General features: G+C 64.5%; 14 protein-coding genes and 1 pseudogene. 10 read left to right on the plus strand and 5 right to left on the minus strand.

What is annotated here, in order from left to right:
• Positions 1-34 precede the first annotated feature (34 nt).
• Positions 35-829, plus strand: a complete 795-nt coding sequence (locus ASU23_RS34300; RefSeq protein ID WP_306673537.1) for a YitT family protein — start codon at positions 35-37, stop codon at positions 827-829.
• On the opposite strand, the pseudogene glgX reads toward ASU23_RS34300, so the two are convergent.
• Positions 742-2,784: pseudogene (glgX, locus tag ASU23_RS20250) on the minus strand (glycogen debranching protein GlgX); the annotation flags it as partial. The gene ASU23_RS34300 and the pseudogene glgX sit on opposite strands and share 88 nt — an antisense overlap.
• 51 nt (positions 2,785-2,835) lie before the next feature.
• On the opposite strand from glgX, the gene ASU23_RS20255 reads away from it, so the two are divergent.
• The 5 genes from ASU23_RS20255 to ASU23_RS20275 are packed head-to-tail and all read left to right on the plus strand — an operon-like array spanning position 2,836 to position 7,551.
• Positions 2,836-3,657 (plus strand): ABC transporter ATP-binding protein, encoded by an 822-nt coding sequence (locus ASU23_RS20255; RefSeq protein ID WP_003944728.1) that lies wholly within the window; start codon positions 2,836-2,838, stop codon positions 3,655-3,657.
• 56 nt (positions 3,658-3,713) lie between these two features.
• Positions 3,714-4,532 (plus strand): NUDIX domain-containing protein, encoded by an 819-nt coding sequence (locus ASU23_RS20260; protein ID WP_029255094.1) that lies wholly within the window; start codon positions 3,714-3,716, stop codon positions 4,530-4,532.
• A gap of 10 nt (positions 4,533-4,542) precedes the next feature.
• The gene (locus ASU23_RS20265) at positions 4,543-5,322 is read left to right on the plus strand and encodes an enoyl-CoA hydratase/isomerase family protein (RefSeq protein WP_003944701.1); all 780 of its coding nucleotides are present in this window, start codon (positions 4,543-4,545) and stop codon (positions 5,320-5,322) included.
• A gap of 53 nt (positions 5,323-5,375) precedes the next feature.
• Positions 5,376-6,392: a class I SAM-dependent methyltransferase gene (locus tag ASU23_RS20270; RefSeq protein ID WP_003944733.1), complete on the plus strand. Its 1,017-nt coding sequence runs from the start codon at positions 5,376-5,378 to the stop codon at positions 6,390-6,392.
• A gap of 1 nt (position 6,393) precedes the next feature.
• Complete coding sequence (locus ASU23_RS20275; protein ID WP_058038600.1) at positions 6,394-7,551, plus strand: hypothetical protein; 1,158 nt, start codon at positions 6,394-6,396, stop codon at positions 7,549-7,551.
• Position 7,552: 1 nt separating this feature from the next.
• Here ASU23_RS20275 and ASU23_RS20280 read toward each other — a convergent pair whose 3' ends face one another.
• Positions 7,553-8,860, minus strand: a complete 1,308-nt coding sequence (locus ASU23_RS20280; protein WP_058038601.1) for a PQQ-binding-like beta-propeller repeat protein — start codon at positions 8,858-8,860, stop codon at positions 7,553-7,555.
• A gap of 137 nt (positions 8,861-8,997) precedes the next feature.
• Here ASU23_RS20280 and ASU23_RS20285 point away from each other — a divergent pair, with 137 nt between their 5' ends.
• Positions 8,998-9,762, plus strand: coding sequence for an acyltransferase (locus ASU23_RS20285; protein WP_003944741.1), 765 nt, complete (start codon positions 8,998-9,000; stop codon positions 9,760-9,762).
• A gap of 97 nt (positions 9,763-9,859) precedes the next feature.
• Positions 9,860-10,495, plus strand: a complete 636-nt coding sequence (locus tag ASU23_RS20290; RefSeq protein ID WP_042451128.1) for a maleylpyruvate isomerase family mycothiol-dependent enzyme — start codon at positions 9,860-9,862, stop codon at positions 10,493-10,495.
• A gap of 10 nt (positions 10,496-10,505) precedes the next feature.
• On the opposite strand, the gene ASU23_RS20295 is transcribed toward ASU23_RS20290, so the two are convergent.
• From ASU23_RS20295 to ASU23_RS20305, 3 genes are read right to left on the minus strand one after another with little or no spacing between them, the layout of a single operon-like run.
• Positions 10,506-11,750 (minus strand): glycosyltransferase family 4 protein, encoded by a 1,245-nt coding sequence (locus tag ASU23_RS20295; protein ID WP_058038602.1) that lies wholly within the window; start codon positions 11,748-11,750, stop codon positions 10,506-10,508.
• Positions 11,747-13,273, minus strand: a complete 1,527-nt coding sequence (locus ASU23_RS20300; protein WP_058038836.1) for a glycoside hydrolase family 57 protein — start codon at positions 13,271-13,273, stop codon at positions 11,747-11,749. Before ASU23_RS20300 ends, ASU23_RS20295 begins: the two co-directional genes overlap by 4 nt.
• 29 nt (positions 13,274-13,302) lie before the next feature.
• A complete protein-coding gene (locus ASU23_RS20305; protein WP_058038837.1) occupies positions 13,303-14,082 on the minus strand; it encodes a bifunctional 2-polyprenyl-6-hydroxyphenol methylase/3-demethylubiquinol 3-O-methyltransferase UbiG in 780 nt (259 codons plus the stop codon).
• A gap of 271 nt (positions 14,083-14,353) precedes the next feature.
• On the opposite strand from ASU23_RS20305, the gene ASU23_RS20310 reads away from it, so the two are divergent.
• Together ASU23_RS20310 and ASU23_RS20315 are read left to right on the plus strand one after the other, a co-directional pair.
• Positions 14,354-15,154 (plus strand): electron transfer flavoprotein subunit beta/FixA family protein, encoded by an 801-nt coding sequence (locus ASU23_RS20310; protein WP_003944754.1) that lies wholly within the window; start codon positions 14,354-14,356, stop codon positions 15,152-15,154.
• Between the two features lie 48 nt (positions 15,155-15,202).
• Complete coding sequence (locus ASU23_RS20315; protein ID WP_003944698.1) at positions 15,203-16,159, plus strand: electron transfer flavoprotein subunit alpha/FixB family protein; 957 nt, start codon at positions 15,203-15,205, stop codon at positions 16,157-16,159.
• Positions 16,160-16,235: the final 76 nt, after the last annotated feature.

Below are 16,235 nucleotides of genomic sequence, written 5' to 3' on the forward strand. Positions count from 1 at the left end.
CGCAACCGACCAGTCCAGTATCGGTAACTTGGCTATGGATGAACAGTCCAGTGGCCATCAAGATGGTCGAGTGTTGATACGGAGATTCGCCTCGCTGTTCGTTGGTCTGTGGTTGTACGGCTTCTCGATGGCCATGATGATCACAGCCGGTCTTGGTCTGGATCCCTGGGACGTTTTTCATCAGGGTGTGGCCGAGCACGTTTCGCTCAGTTTCGGCGTGATCACTGCGATTACCGGTGCGGTGGTACTGCTGCTCTGGATTCCGATCCGTCAGCGGCCGGGATTCGGAACGGTCGCCAATGTCGTTGTCATTGCCATCTCGGTGGATACCTCACTGGCCTTCTTGCCCGTCTTTGATTCCATGCCAGTTCGAGCCGTGATCATGGTCGCGGGAATCCTCCTCAACGGACTGGCCAGCGTTCTCTACATCGGCGCGGGCATGGGGCCGGGCCCCCGCGACGGATTGATGACCGGACTGGTCGCTCGCACAGGTCTGTCGGTCAGGCTCGTGCGTACCAGCATCGAGATCGCGGTCCTCGCTACCGGATGGCTCCTCGGTGGAACGGTTGGCATCGGAACCGTGTTGTACGCCTTCGGGATCGGGCCGACCATTCAATTCCTGATCAAGTTGCTGCCGGATTCCATGACAGCAGCGGTTACCGGAGGACGTGTCACGGAACGTAAGGCCAAGACCGTGGGTCCGGTCAGTGAAATCTCGGTGCCGACGGGAACTTCGGCCGTGGAGGCAGGTTCGCCGGTCGGTGACGCCGAATCGAACGATGCAGTCAAGGTGCCGTCGAACCATTCCGGAGTGCCGACGGTGACCTGAACCGGTCCACCGGAATGCAGGATCAGGAGCCAACTGTCGTCACCGAGTGGGCGCCCGGTTCGAGTGTGAGACCGAACGTCGGCTCCGTCGATCCAGGCCTGCAGCGTTCGGTGACTCCCGTCGTACCATGCGGTGTCGTCGAACTCGACGCCGGCAGCGTCGAACCAGACGAGGTCCGGGTGCTCCAGTCTTCTTCTGCCTTCGAAGAATTCGGGCTGACGCAACGCCGGTGCTGCTCGGCGTAGTCCGAACGCTCGGGAGACGAACTGCATCAACGACTGATCGGCCGTAGTCCAGTCCAGTGCCCACGACTCGGCTGGGGAGGCAACTGCTGGAACACAATACGCGTTGTTGTTCCCGCCGAGGCTGTGGCCGAACTCGTCACCGGCGGTGATCATCGGGGTACCTGTCGACAGCACGAGTGTGGCCAGTAGCGCCCGTACGTGACGTGCCCTGGCGTCCTGAATCTCGGGATCGGTGCTCGGGCCTTCGATTCCGTGGTTGAACGAATCGTTGTGATCGGCGCCGTCACGATTGTCTTCACCGTTGGCCTCGTTGTGTTTGCGGTTGTATGCCACGAGATCGGCGGCGGTGAACCCGTCGTGCGCTGTGACGAAGTTGATCGACGCCCAGGGGCGACGGCGGCTGCCGGCAAAGATGTCCTCGGAACCGGCGAGGCGCGACGCGACCTTCCGGACGCTGGATCCGCCGTTCCAGAACTGGCGAATGGTGCTGCGGTACTTGTCGTTCCATTCGGACCACTGGAGTCCGAAGTTTCCGACCTGGTAACCGTCGGCAGTGGCATCCCACGGTTCGGCGATGAGCTTGCACCGAGTCAGTACCGGATCGGAGGAGATGGCGGACAGGATGGACGCCCGCTGGTCGAAGCCTCCGCCGCGCGGCCTACCCAACGCGCTCGCAAGATCGAATCGGAAGCCGTCGACACCCATTTCGGTGGCCCAGTAACGGAGGCTGTCGGTGATCATGCGGACGGCGATGGGGGAGCAGGCGTCGACCGTGTTGCCGCACCCGGTCAGGTCGATGTCGCGGCCGTCGCCGTCGAGAAGGTAATAGCCGGGGCCGTCCAAACCTCGCCAGCTGACACTGATTCCGTCGACACTCTGCTCGCAGGTGTGGTTGTAGACGACGTCGAGGACGACCTCGATGCCTGCCGCGTGTAGTGCGTCGACCATGATCCGGAACTCGGTGACTTCGCCGCCCGGAGTTGCCGCGTATCCGGGATGCGGGGCGAAGTACGACGCCGTCGAGTATCCCCAGTGGTTGCGCATCCCTCGCTCGCGGACGCTGTGTTCGGTCAGAAATGCCTGTACGGGAAGCAGTTCCACGGCAGTGACGCCGAGTGAGACGAGGTGATCGATCACGGCCGGTGCCGTCAGGCCGAGGTACGTTCCGCGGTGGGCGGCGGGTACTCCTGGATGACTGGCGGTGTACGCGCCCACATGCAGTTCGTAGATGACGCTTTCCTCCCACGGCGTCTCGAGGCGGGCTCCGGCGGGCGCGAGGCCGGGAGTCACCACGGACAGCGGCACGTGGCCGAGCGAGTCGACCGTCGACGGGTCGCCGAAGGGATCGTCGGCGTACGACAGGAGGGCACGGTGATCACCGAGATCCCCCTCGATGCGGCGCGCCCACGGATCGACGAGCAGCTTGTGTGGATTAAGTCTCAGCCCGGCGCGCGGATTCCACGGGCCGGACGCCCGAATTCCGTAACGCTGCCCCGCACCGATCCCGGAGATGATTCCATGCCAGATTCCGTACGTGTGTTGCCGAAGTTCGACGCGATCTTCGTTTCCGTCCTGGTCGATCAGGCAGATGTGGACGCTCGACGCAGCTGGGGCGTGGACCGCGAACTGGGTTCCGGAGTCCACGATGTTGGCGCCGAGTGGGAACGGAGACCCTGGCGTCGGGGTGTGAGTTTCGATGAGAGGCGACACGCAAGATGATCCTGCCGTGAACGGCCGGAGAATGTGCGGGAAGATGTTCGGGTGCCGCTACCTGATCCAGATCTGCTCATCGATTTCGACAACGTACTCATCCGTCGGGGAGGGTCCACTCTCGTGGGGCCCGTCACCTGGAAAGTGGAGCTGGACGAGCGATGGGTGGTGCTCGGACCCAATGGTGCCGGCAAGACCTCGCTGCTGCGCATCGCGGCCGGTGAGACTTTCCCGACCAGTGGTTCTGCCCACCTCCTTGGCGAAGTTCTCGGCAAGGTCGACGTCAACGAGTTGCGCCCGCGAATCGGTTTGTCCTCGTCGTCGTTGGCGAACCGCGTGCCCGGCGACGAGAAGGTCAGCGACCTCGTCGTGTCGGCGGGCTACGCCGTTCTCGGTCGGTGGCGCGAGGAGTACGAATCCATGGACACCTCGCGCGCTGTGGAGATGCTCGAAAGCCTCGGCGCCGAGCACCTGGCGGATCGGACGTACGGGACGCTTTCCGAAGGCGAGCGCAAGCGCGTCCTCATCGCGCGAGCCTTGATGACCGATCCCGAACTTCTTCTCCTGGACGAGCCCGCCGCCGGGCTCGACCTCGGTGGCCGTGAGGAACTTGTGGCCAGACTCGCCGAACTGGCTGCCGATCCGGACGCCCCGGCAACCGTCCTGATCACCCATCACGTCGAGGAAATCCCGCCGGGATTCACCCACGCACTCCTTCTCAAGGAAGGGGAGGTCGTCTCCCAGGGGCTTCTGGACGACGTCATCACCGCCGAAAATCTGAGCGCGGCATTCAGCCAGTCCATCAGCCTCGACAAGGCGGACGGCCGATACTTCGCGCGCCGCGCGAGACCGTCCGGAGCTCATCGCGCGTGAGCTTCAGTGGGACCTGAAATGCGTCCCAGATCACAGATCGCGTAGGTTCGCGAAGCATGGCTAACGAGAATACAAACGCTGTCCCCGAGCCCAAGGATGCGTCGACCGTCATCTTGGTGCGCGATGCCGAATCCGGGATCGAGATCTTCCTGCTTCAACGAGTACAGGGGATGGCGTTTGCCGGGGGCATGACGGTCTTCCCCGGCGGCGGCGTCGACAAGTCCGATGCGACGGCCGAGGTCGAGTGGGCCGGACCGTCGGTCGAGTGGTGGGCCGAGCGGTTCAGCACGGATGTTGCTCGGGCGAAGGCTCTCGTCTTGGCTGCGGTGCGGGAAACTTTCGAGGAGTGCGGTGTCCTGCTGGCCGGCCCCACGGCTGACACGGTCGTCGCGGACACGGCCGGCTATGCACAGGACCGAGTAGCTCTCGAAAAGCACGAGCTGTCGTTCAGCGATTTCCTGAAGAAGGAGAACCTGGTCCTGCGCACGGATCTGCTGCGGCCGTGGGCGAACTGGATCACGCCGGTGGGCGAGACCCGCCGCTACGACACGCGCTTCTTCGTCGCAGCGTCACCGACCGGACAGATCGCGGACGGGGTCACCTCCGAGGCCGCCGAGGTGCGTTGGCAGAGCCCGCAGGACGCGCTCGCGCATTGGCGGGAGGGTGGCAGCATCCTGTTGCCGCCGACGTGGAGTCAGCTGACCGAATTGGCCAAGTTCAGTTCGGTGGCGGAGATACTCGCAGCCGAGCCGGAGATTCCCGTCATCCTGCCTACGTTGATCACCGACGAGGAAACGCTGCGCGTCGAGTTCCCGAACCAGGACGGTTACTACGTCGCCGGGCCGCATCCGTGGTCGGTCAAGGCGGCAAAGTAACCTCTCGACCATGGCTGAATTTGTGACTCTCGAGGTTTCCGAAGGCATCGGCACCATCCGTCTGGCGCGTCCGCCCATGAACGCTCTGAACCGTCAGGTTCAGGACGAGTTGGCTGCTGCCGCACACGCTGCGACCGTCGACAAGGCAGTCAAGGCCGTCATCGTCTACGGCGGCGAGAAAGTCTTCGCAGCCGGTGCCGACGTCAAGGAAATGGCCGAGATGGATTACGGCCAGATCCGTGACGCGATCGGTGGCATGCAGGCCGGGCTCGGCGCCGTGGCGTCCATCCCGAAGCCGACCGTTGCCGCGATCACCGGATACGCACTCGGTGGTGGACTCGAAGTTGCACTCTCGGCCGATCGCCGGATCGTCGGAGACAACGCCAAGCTCGGAGTTCCGGAGATTCTGCTCGGAATCATTCCCGGTGGCGGCGGAACGCAGCGTCTGGCTCGTCTGATCGGTCCGGCCAAGGCCAAGGATCTGGTCTTCACCGGCCGTTTCGTCGGGGCTGACGAGGCGTTGGCCATCGGTTTGGTCGACGAGGTCGTCGCTCCCGACGACGTGTACACCGCGGCCCGGACATGGGCCTCGCAGTTCGTCGGGGGAGCGTCACGTGCGTTGGCTGCTGCCAAGGCAGCCATCGACGAGGGTCTGAACACCGACCTGGAATCCGGGCTCAAGATCGAGCAGCATCTGTTCGCCGGATTGTTCGCGACCAAGGATCAGGCGATCGGCATGGAGTCGTTCATCGCGAACGGTCCGGGCAAGGCCGAGTTCACGGGCGAGTAGGCTCCCCTAAACTAGAACTTGTTCATCTCTTACCAGCGAGTAGGATAGCCGCCATGACAGCCAGCCCGAATGACGACGCAACCGTCACGCCGCCCGCCGCTACCGACACCTCGGTAGTCGACCCCGCGCCGCGGCCGCACGCCACGGCCGAAGAGGTCGAGGCCGCTCGTAAGGACACCAAGCTCGCCCAGGTGCTCTACCACGACTGGGAAGCCGAAACCTACGACGACAAGTGGTCCATCTCGTACGACGAGCGCTGCATCGACTACGCACGTGGTCGTTTCGACGCCGTCGCGGGCGATCAGCCGCTCCCGTACGAGCGCGCGCTCGAACTCGGTTGCGGCACCGGATTCTTCCTCCTGAACCTGATGCAGGGTGGAGTCGCCAAGACCGGTTCGGTCACCGACCTCTCGCCCGGCATGGTCAAGGTCGCACTGCGCAATGCCGAAAGCCTCGGCCTTCCGGTCGACGGCCGTGTTGCCGATGCCGAGACCATTCCGTACGAGGACAACACCTTCGACCTGGTGGTCGGCCACGCCGTGCTGCACCACATTCCGGACGTCGAGAAGTCGCTCCGTGAGGTCCTTCGTGTCCTCAAGCCCGGCGGACGTTTCGTCTTCGCCGGTGAGCCCACCACTGTCGGCAACTTCTACGCCCGCTGGCTCGGCCGCGCGACGTGGGAAGCAACCACACGCGTGACCAAGCTGCCGTTCCTCGCAGACTGGCGTCGTCCGCAAGAGGAACTCGACGAGTCTTCTCGTGCAGCAGCTCTCGAAGCTGTCGTCGACATCCACACGTTCGACCCCACCGACCTCGAGAACATGGCGAAGTCTGCGGGCGCCGATCAGGTCCACGCTGCCACCGAGGAATTCGCCGCGGCGCTTCTCGGCTGGCCGGTCCGTACCTTCGAAGCGGCTGTTCCGCCGGAGAAGCTCGGTTGGGGCTGGGGGCGTTTCGCTTTCGGTGGTTGGAAGACGCTCAGCTGGGTCGACGAGAAGGTGCTCCGCCACGTCGTTCCTCGCGGATTCTTCTACAACGTCATGATCACCGGCGTGAAGCCCGGCAACTGAATTGGGTTATGACTTCACCCTCGGCGACGTCGACTATCTCGGAAGTGATTCCGGTGTAGCTGCCTTGGCCGAGGTGGATCAGCTCGAACTGTCCACGCGTACGCGTCTGGCCGACATCGGCCGGACGCGTACGCGTTTCGGTGATCACATGCCTGCGCTCGTGGACACCGTCCTGCTTCGACGCAAGGCCGTTACGAAACTGCCCGGCAGTGATCAGTGGTTGTTCACGGACGACGCGATGCAACAAGCCACTCCCGGCGTTGTCGCGGCCCACCGCGCGCAGCGTCTGATCGGGCGCGACGTCCACGACGTGACGTGCTCCATCGGCGCCGAACTGCATGCCTTGACCGGAGTTGCGCATCGCGTGATCGGCAGCGACATCGATTCCGTTCGCCTGGCGATGGCACAGCGCAATGTGCCGAGCGCGGCGTTGCTGCGGGCCGACGCGCTCCGCCCGACGACACGCGACACCGTCGTACTGGCAGACCCCGCACGGCGATCGGGCGGTCGCCGCACTCACGATCCGGCAGCGTTGATGCCACCGTTGCCGGACCTCATCGAGGCGTACTCCGGCCGTGATCTCGCGGTGAAGTGCGCTCCGGGACTCGATTTCGACAAGCTGGGCTGGGACGGGGAAGTCGAGGTCGTCTCGCTCGACGGCGGCGTCAAGGAAGCCTGCCTGTGGTCGACGGGGCTGGCCGAGTCCGGCGTCACGCGTCGAGCTTCGGTGCTTCGCTCCGACGGGAGCGGGTGGGCGATCACCGACGCCGAGGACGACGTGATTCCGGAGCAAGCGCCGGGGGAGTGGATCATCGACCCGGACGGAGCGGTAGTGCGCGCGGGCCTCGTGCGCCACTACGCGGCCAGACACGGTCTCTGGCAGCTCGATCCACGCATCGCTTATCTGACCGGTGACAGCGTCCCTGAGGGAGTTCGCGGATTCCGGATCCTCGAGCAGATCAAGTACTCCGAGAAACTGCTCAAACAGACACTGTCCAAGCGGGACTGCGGTGTGGCCGAAATCCTGGTGCGAGGAGTCGACGTGGACCCGGCAGTGCTGCGTCCACGGCTCAAGCTCAAGGGCTCGCTTGCGCTGAGCGTCGTGATCGTACGGATCGGGCGATCGGCGTCGGCCTTCATCTGTGAGGCATCCCGCTAGCTCACTTGAAGACGAACAGCTCACCGATTGCGCTGGGCGTCAACACTTCGCCCTTGGGGCCGATCGAGGTGCCGACGGTGAAGCCGACTGCTCCCGGCAACGTGTCCTGATCCACCGTCTCACCGGTTTCGGTGTCGAAGGTGATCAGGCTCAGTCCGTTCTCACCCTCGCGTACGACGGTGTATCCGGTGTTGCCGGCGGTCTGCGCCGGAACGCCCAGTTGCAGAAGGTCTTTACGTTCCCAGGCCAGTTCGGCGTGATCTCCCTCGTCGCGCACGGCAAGGAGGTGGCCCTTGTCGCCGCCGGCGGGAATGATCAAACCGTCGTCGGACGTCGAGGCACTACCGGCCGAGTTGAAGCCGATGTCGTAACTCCACCTGGTGTCACCGGTTTCGGCGTTCACTGCCCAGAGAGATCCGTTGTTGTCGGTGGCGTAGACGGTCTTGCCGTCCTTCGACAGGTCCGGGCTCGACGCCGTTCCACCGGGAAGCGCGTCGGTGGACCACTCGCGGGTGATGGACGGATTGTCGCCGCCCGTGTACTTCATGGCGACCAGATCGGCTGCCTGAGAACTGGGTCCGTAGAAGGTGAAGTAGAACTTGCCGGTGCCCAGGTCCACTGCCGGGGTATTGGCCACCGGGCAGCCGGACGTGCCGAGGAAGCACTCGTTCAAACCCTTGTTGTCGGGAATGAGTTCTGCATTCGCGCCCTGGTCGATCGACGGCGGCGGGATCAGGTCGAACGACGGAACCACTTTTGCGCCGGTCTGCGGGTCGAGCACGTTGATCTGACCCAATTGGGTGATGAACAACAGGTTTCCGTCGCCGGTGAACTGTGACGAGAGAGGAGTGCCCACAACGAGCGTGCGCCAACGCAATTGACCAGTCTCGGTGAAGGACATCATCGCGCCGCTCTCGCCGACGTAGACATTGGTGGCAGTGTCGACGATGGGCGTCGAGGCGACTACTCCGTCGTTGAGTCGAGCGCACCACTTCTTGCGACCCGAATCCATCTGGAACGAGAAGAGATTGCAGCCGTTCTCGGTGCGGGCGGTGACGAAGCTCTGGCCGTTCGCGGCCACCGAGGCGTACGCGGCAACCGGACCGCCGAGAGGGCGTGACCATGCGAACTCGACATCGCGTGATCCGGTGACCGGGCTCGTGTCGCTGTTGCGGGCGTCGGCATGCATGGCCGGCCAACCCGCCGACGCGTACCGGTCGACCTGTCCGTCGTCGCTGCCGCAACCGGCGATCAGGGCCGCAGCGATCGCCGTCGACACCATCACGGACGACCGTAGGACCCGCCGCATCACAATCTCCCTGCCTTCACTTGATCAAGAGCCCTCGGTAACTGCACAAGCCCGGACCAGAGACTATCCCGACCGGGGCAACGTGACGGGGCACACCCCGAGGGTCGGTGAGTCGGCCCCACGTAGGCTGAACACTCATGACGAGCATGTGGGGCGCACCGTTGCGCACTCGATGGCGGGGATCACGCCGAGGCGACAGCGATCAGGCCAAGTTCTTGACGGTCGATTCCCTCAAATGGGTTCTGGCGAACAAGGCGTACACACCCTGGTATCTGGTGCGGTACTACCGTCTGGCCAAGTTCAAGATGGCCAACCCGCACGTGATCCTGCGCGGCATGGTGTTCCTCGGCAAGAACGTCGAAATCCATTCCACCCCCGACCTGTCCCGCCTCGAGATCGGGCGCTGGGTGCACATCGGTGACGGCAACGCGATCCGCTGCCACGAAGGCTCGCTGCGCATCGGCGACAAGGTCGTCTTCGGCAAGGACAACGTCGTCAACACGTACCTCGACATCGAAATCGGTGCGTCGACGCTCGTAGCCGACTGGTGCTACATCTGCGATTTCGACCACCGCATGGACGACATCAACACACCGATCAAGGACCAGGGCATCGTCAAGGGCCCCGTCCGTATCGGCCCGGACACCTGGGTGGCAGCGAAGGTCACCGTGCTGCGAAATACCCGCGTCGGACGCGGTTGTGTCCTCGGTGCGCACGCCGTCGTCAAAGGCGACATCCCGGACTACAGCATCGCGGTCGGCTCGCCCGCGAAGGCGGTCAAGAACCGCAAGTCCGATTGGGAAGCCGGCGCTGCCGATCGTGCAAAGTACATCGCGGCGCTCGAGGACATCGCACGCAAGAAGGCTGCTGCGGACGCTGCCGACGCGTCGTCGACGTCGTAGCTCACTTTTTGGCAGAACCAGCGATTACTTTCGGCGCCGCCACCGGTCTGTATCGGTATCGGCGCCGAAAGTCTGCGCCGGTGAAAGGAGTGCCGACATGAGCGAACAGACACCCGAATGGGTCGTGGCGCAGCGCCGCGAACTGGTGGGATTTCTCGAAGGCCTGAGCACGGAGCAGTGGAACGCGCCGACCCTGTGCGAGGGGTGGCGGGTCCGCGAAGTGATCGCGCACATCACCATGCCCTACCGATACTCGGCGCCGCGATTCGTCGTGGAAATGGTCAAGTCACGCGGAAACTTCAACAAGATGTCGAACCGGCGAGCGCTCGCTGATGCGTCGGAAGTCGGTGAGCGACAACTGCTTGCCTCGCTTCGCGACAACGTTGCACACCCGTGGAAGCCACCAGGCGGCGGCTTCGAGGGTGCGCTCTCGCACGACGTGATCCACGGTCAGGACATTCGCGTGGCACTCGGCGACGATTACGTGGTGCCCGAAGACCGGCTCACTCGTGTGCTCAGCGGACTCTCGCCCAAAACCGTGAAGTATTTCGGAACTGACCTCGACGGCGCTCGGTTGCGCGCCGACGACCGAGACTGGACGTACGGTGCCGGCGCCGAGGTTCACGGGGCGGCGCAGGATCTCCTGCTCGTGCTGTGCGGCCGGATGCTGCCACCAGGCCATCTGCTCGGGGATGCGAGTTCTCGTTTCACCGCGCCCCTCCCGACCCGCTGAGGTCAGCGCGTCAGCGACCAGGGAGCGGCCGCTCGGGAATCTGTGGCCGTGCCAACGGCTGCCGCACCCGACGCTTCGCGCCCGCGTAGACGTGAGCAGTCTCCTCGGCGACCTGATGCCAGTCGAAGTCCGATGTCAGGCGTGCGCGGGCGGCCACTGCCCGTTCCTGTGCCCCGGCGGGATCGTCGAGTACCTCGCGGACAGCCGAGGTGAGCCCGGCGATGTCGCCCGGTTGGAAGGACATCCCCGTCACCCCGTCGACGACGGCTTCGCCCAGTCCGCCTGCGGTGGACGTGATCAGCGGAGTGCCGGCCGCCGCCGCTTCGAGGGCGATGATCCCGAACGGCTCGTAGCGCGACGGCAGGACGATGGCGTCCGCTCCGTGCAGCCAGCTGAGCAGTTCCGTGTGATCGAGGTTGCCGAGAAAGTCCACCGCCCGCGCGACGCGATGCGTGCGTGCCTGTTGGTAGAGCCAGGTGAACTGGGTGCCTTCGCCCGCGATCGCGAGGGTCGTGCCGGGGTGGCTACGACGGATTCGGGGGAGTGCTGCGATGGCGTCCTGCACGCCCTTCTCGTATTCCAGGCGGCCGACGAAGAGGAGTTTCGGCGGTCCGGATCGCGGTCCACGTTCGCGAAAGTTCCACGTGGTCAGGTCGATTCCGTTGCGGATGACGGTGATCGGCGGCAGCGTCGGGCCGTAGAGCTCGGTCACTTCTTCCTGCATGGACGCCGAACAAGTTATGAGAGAGTCGGATTCGTTTGCCAGCCACCACTCGACGGAGTGGACCTGGCGGTTGATGCGTCCGGAGATCCAGCCGCTGTGGCGACCCGCCTCGGTGGCGTGAAGTGTGGAAACCAGTGGGACGTCATAGAATTCGGCCAGGGCGATCGCCGGATGTGCGACCAGCCAGTCGTGCGCGTGCACGACGTCGGGCTGCCAGCCCTCGCCCACTCCTGGCTTGTGCAGCGCCATCCCGGCACGGACCATCGCGTGACCCATCGCGAGGGTCCACGCGAGCATGTCCTCGCCGAAGACGAAGTGCGCGGGGTCCTCGGCCACTGCGACGACAAGGACGCCCTCGGAAATGTGCGTGATCGTCGGGTGCGTCGACGCATCCGTTCCGGAGGGGCGACGCGAGAGAACAACGACCTCGTGGCCTGCAGCCGCCAACTCGGTGGCGAGATGGTGGACGTGTCGGCCGAGGCCGCCGACGACGACCGGTGGGTACTCCCACGAGACGATGAGAATTTTCACGACGGACTCAGTTCTGTGTCAGGTAGACGGCGAGCATCCAGTCCCGGGAACAACCCGTCGGCGCGATTCCAGCCTTCGGCGAGTCGCTCGGCGACGGCATCGCGGCCGGAAACGAGCGCTTCGGAGATTTCCCTGGTCGCGTGGGCGTGCTTGTGTGCGCGTTCGCGGGCGTACCCCGCGGCCGAATCCTTGCTCACCATGAATGCCCAATCGCTCGAAACTGTCATCAGTGTCTCGCGAAGTACCTGATCGTTGACCCGGTTTCGCAGTTCCGGTCGTCCGGGTGCGTTGTCGCGTCCGCGAGACTTGTCCACGGTGCCGAGCGCGGTCTCCACCACTTCGGAGTTCAGTTGCACCAGGTCGGACACCTGATCGCCAGCCCAGACACGCCAGTCCTTACCCGATCCCCAGGACGAATCCTCGAGTTGAACGGGTTCGCCGACGTATCCCGATGCCTTGGCGTCGGCGAGGGTGCCGACGCGAATTCCGGCCTCGGGAAGCGCGCGCAGGAGATTTTCGAGCCACTGCGGACCTTCGTGCCACCAGTGCCCGAACAGTTCGGTGTCGAAAGCTGCGACCACGAGGGCGTCGCGGCCGATGCGGGTGGATTCACTGCGCAGACGCGCCCGAACGGTTTCGACGAAGTCGGCAACATGCTTGTCGACGGCGGCCGCAGCGAGTTCGGGGTCGTACGGCAACTTGTCGGCGGAGTCGACGGTCCGTCCGGTGACTCGCGACGGCTTGAGACCCGTCTCGTGGTCGTAGGTGTGGAAGTCGCGGTAGGCGGCGTGACCCGGATATCCGGACTTGGGGGACCAGACCCGGTAGCTGACCTGCAGGTCGCGGCCGAATGCAACCACGTCGGATTCTCGAACCGGGCGGCCGAGGGACGTGTCGCCGCGCAAGGCGGGGCCGTCGACCATGAAGTGGGTGACGCCCGCTTCGGCGTACCCGCGCTCCATGCCCGGGGTGTACCCGCACTCAGGTCCCCAGATCCCGGTCGGAGTGTGATTCCACCGGGCATGCGCGTCGGCGAGACCTTCGCGGAGGGAGAACGCCCGCAAGCGAGGATCGAGCAGCGGTTGGAACGGGTGGGCCAGCGGCCCGCCGAGAAGCTCGAAGGCCTCGCGATCGATGAGGTCGCGGAACACCGGTGAGGCGCCGTGCTGCCAGTGAGTCTCGAAATCCGCGAGAGCGGCAGCTGACGCCCGGTGTTCGCGCGCGCCGAGTTCGCGGTGCGCCGCGTCCGGCATGCCGGCAGCCTCGTGGGCGCGGATTTGCCAGTTGCCGAGCCAGTGATGCATCCCGGCGAGGCAGTGGGGATCGTCCAACTGGGCCGCGAGTACGGGCGTGATTCCCAGCGTCAGCAGGTGCGATCGGCCCTCGTCGGCCAGGCGTCGTAGCGCGGCGGCGAGCGGAATGTACGACGCAGCCCAGGACTGGTAGATCCATTCCTCGCCGACTGGCCATCTGCCGTGGTTGGCGAGCCACGGCAGATGGGAGTGCAGAACCAGGGCGAACATCCCCGGTTCGGTGACGGGTGTTGCGTTACTCACTCGCCGGTTTCCTTCACGGCAATAGCGACGAGGTCGAGGCTGTCGTCGATGTCGGGTTCGCTGATGCTGAAGTCGTCGACGGTGATGCCCTCGACGTCGCGGGTGAGATCTTCCGGCCAGGGCTCGCCGGCCAACGCGCGGTCGATCTGCGCATTGATGAACGATCCGCCGTGCTTGGCGTCGAGTTCCTTCAGGCGCGAACCGTGGTGGACGCCGGTCATCAACTGAACGCGGAATCCGGCGTCTTCGAGCAATTCGGTCATTTCGGAGGCGTTGAGCTCACGAGTGTGGAAAGGGTTGAGCGGCGTGTCGCGGCCGGGGGAGAAGGTGATCCGGTTGGGGGTGCTGATGAGAAGTTCACCGCCGGGAGCGAGAACTCGGAAGCATTCGCGCAGGAACTGACCCTGATCCCACAGGTGCTCGATCACCTGGAAATTGACGACGACGTCAACCGAGTTGTCCGCCAGTGGAAGCTCGGCGAGGTTGCCGTGGAGCATCTCGACGCGGGGGTAGCGGGCACGGACGTGCTCGACCGCGGAGATGTCGTAGTCGAGGCCGGTAACCTTTGTTGCGACGTCCGCAATCATGTTGGCGCCGTAGCCTTCTCCGGAACCGGCCTCGAGGACTCGGCGGTCCGTGCAGCGCTCCAGAAGTGCGCGGTACACCACTTCGTGGCGTCGGAACCAGTAGTTCTCCTCGGGGATTCCTGGCACGGTTCGTTCGCCCGTCAAGGGCAGGGGTGGGTCCTCGTGGTTGCTGACACTCGTTTCACTCACCCGTGCGAGATTAGTGCCATCCGAGTAGAACGTGTTCGCCGTGGTCCAGATCACTGCTGTCAATTCCTGTTCGTGCCGTTATGGTGGACGAGGTTCCACGTTAAGTTACCCACCGGTAACTTAACGTGGGGTAATCTAACGCACAGCCGACGTGAACCGAGAAATTCGCCCGTAGGGAGACCTGTCGGACTCTCTTTTCGGACGCTCGGACTGCGCGAGCACCACAGACGATTTATCAGGTGAATTACACACAGGAGGTCGACGAAGACCCATGACGAATATCGTTGTTTTGATCAAGCAGGTCCCCGACACATGGTCCGAGCGCAAGCTGACCGACGGCGACTACACGCTTGACCGTGAAGCCGCCGACGCAGTCCTCGACGAGATCAACGAGCGCTCCGTCGAAGAAGCACTCCTCATCAAGGAAGCTCAGGGCGGTGAGGTAACGGTGCTGTCCGCAGGTCCCGACCGCGCCACCGACGCTATCCGCAAGGCTCTCTCGATGGGCGCCGACAAGGCCGTCCACATCAACGACCCGGCACTGCACGGCTCCGACGCGATCCAGACCGCATGGACGCTCGCTGCTGCTCTCGGCCAGATCACCTTCGAGAACGACGAGCCTGCCGACCTGATCATCGCCGGCAACGAGGCCACCGACGGCCGCGTCGGCGCTGTTCCGGCCATCATCGCCGAGTACCTGGGCATCCCGCAGCTCACGCAGCTGCGCAAGGTCGTCGTCGCCGACGGCAAGATCACCGGTGAGCGCGAGACCGACGAGGGCGTCTTCGGCCTCGAGGCTTCGCTGCCCGCGATCGTCTCGGTCACCGAGAAGATCAACGAGCCGCGCTTCCCGTCCTTCAAGGGCATCATGGCCGCGAAGAAGAAGGAAGTTCTCGTCTACACGCTGGCCGACCTCGGAGTCGACCCGGAGACCGTCGGAGTTGCCAACGCCGGCACCACCGTGACGTCCTCCACCCCCAAGCCCCCCCGTACCGCTGGTGAGCGCATCGTCGACGAGGGAGACGGTGGCACCAAGATTGCCGCGTACCTCGTCAGCAACAAGGTCATCTGATCGCGCCCTTCTAGACATCCAGCAGAAGAACTCAGGGAGAGTTAAGTCATGGCAGAAGTACTTGTGCTCGTAGAGCACGCAGAGGGTGCGCTGAAGAAGGTCAGCACCGAACTCATCACCGCTGCACGCGCACTCGGTGAGCCGTCGGCAGTTGTCGCCGGCCCCGCGGGCACCGCAGCAAAGCTCGCCGACGCTCTGGCAGCAGCCGGCGCCGAGAAGATCTACGTCGCCGAGTCCGACGACATCGACGGCTACCTCGTCACCCCCAAGGTCGACGTTCTCGCCGCTCTGGTCGAGTCCACCAGCCCGGCAGCAGTCATCACCGCAGCCGGCACCGAGGGCAAAGAGGTTGCCGGTCGTCTGGCCGCACGTCTGGGCTCCGGATTGCTGACCGACGTCATCGAGATTAAGGCTGACGGCACCGGCGTCCACTCCATCTTCGGTGGCGCGTTCACCGTCGAGGCCAAGGCCAACGGCGACGTTCCGGTCTACTCGGTTCGTCCGGGCGCAGTCGAGGCTGCTCCGCAGGCCGGCGCAGGCGAGCAGATCACCGTCGAGGTTCCAGCCCAGGACGAGAGTGCCGTCAAGGTCACCTCGCGTGAGCCCATCGTCGGCGGCGACCGCCCGGAGCTCACCGAGGCGTCGGTTGTCGTCTCCGGTGGACGTGGTGTCGGCAGCGCGGACAAGTTCTCCGTCGTCGAAGAGTTGGCCGACTCCCTCGGCGCTGCAGTCGGTGCTTCGCGTGCCGCTGTGGACTCGGGTTACTACCCCGGACAGTTCCAGGTCGGTCAGACCGGTAAGACGGTCTCGCCGCAGCTGTACATCGCGCTCGGCATTTCCGGTGCCATCCAGCACCGTGCCGGCATGCAGACGTCCAAGACCATCGTCGCGGTCAACAAGGACGAAGAGGCACCCATCTTCGAGATCGCCGACTTCGGCATCGTGGGCGACCTGTTCAACGTCGCACCGCAGCTCACCGAAGCTGTGAAGTCCCACAAGGGCTGAAAAGCGCAAACTGCTGTGCGCCTTTATCAACCCCCCGCGGTTGATAAAGGCGCACAGTGCTTTATTCACCCGGCCT

This window comes from Rhodococcus sp. KB6, assembly GCF_001445685.1.
Lineage (GTDB): Bacteria > Actinomycetota > Actinomycetes > Mycobacteriales > Mycobacteriaceae > Rhodococcus_F > Rhodococcus_F qingshengii.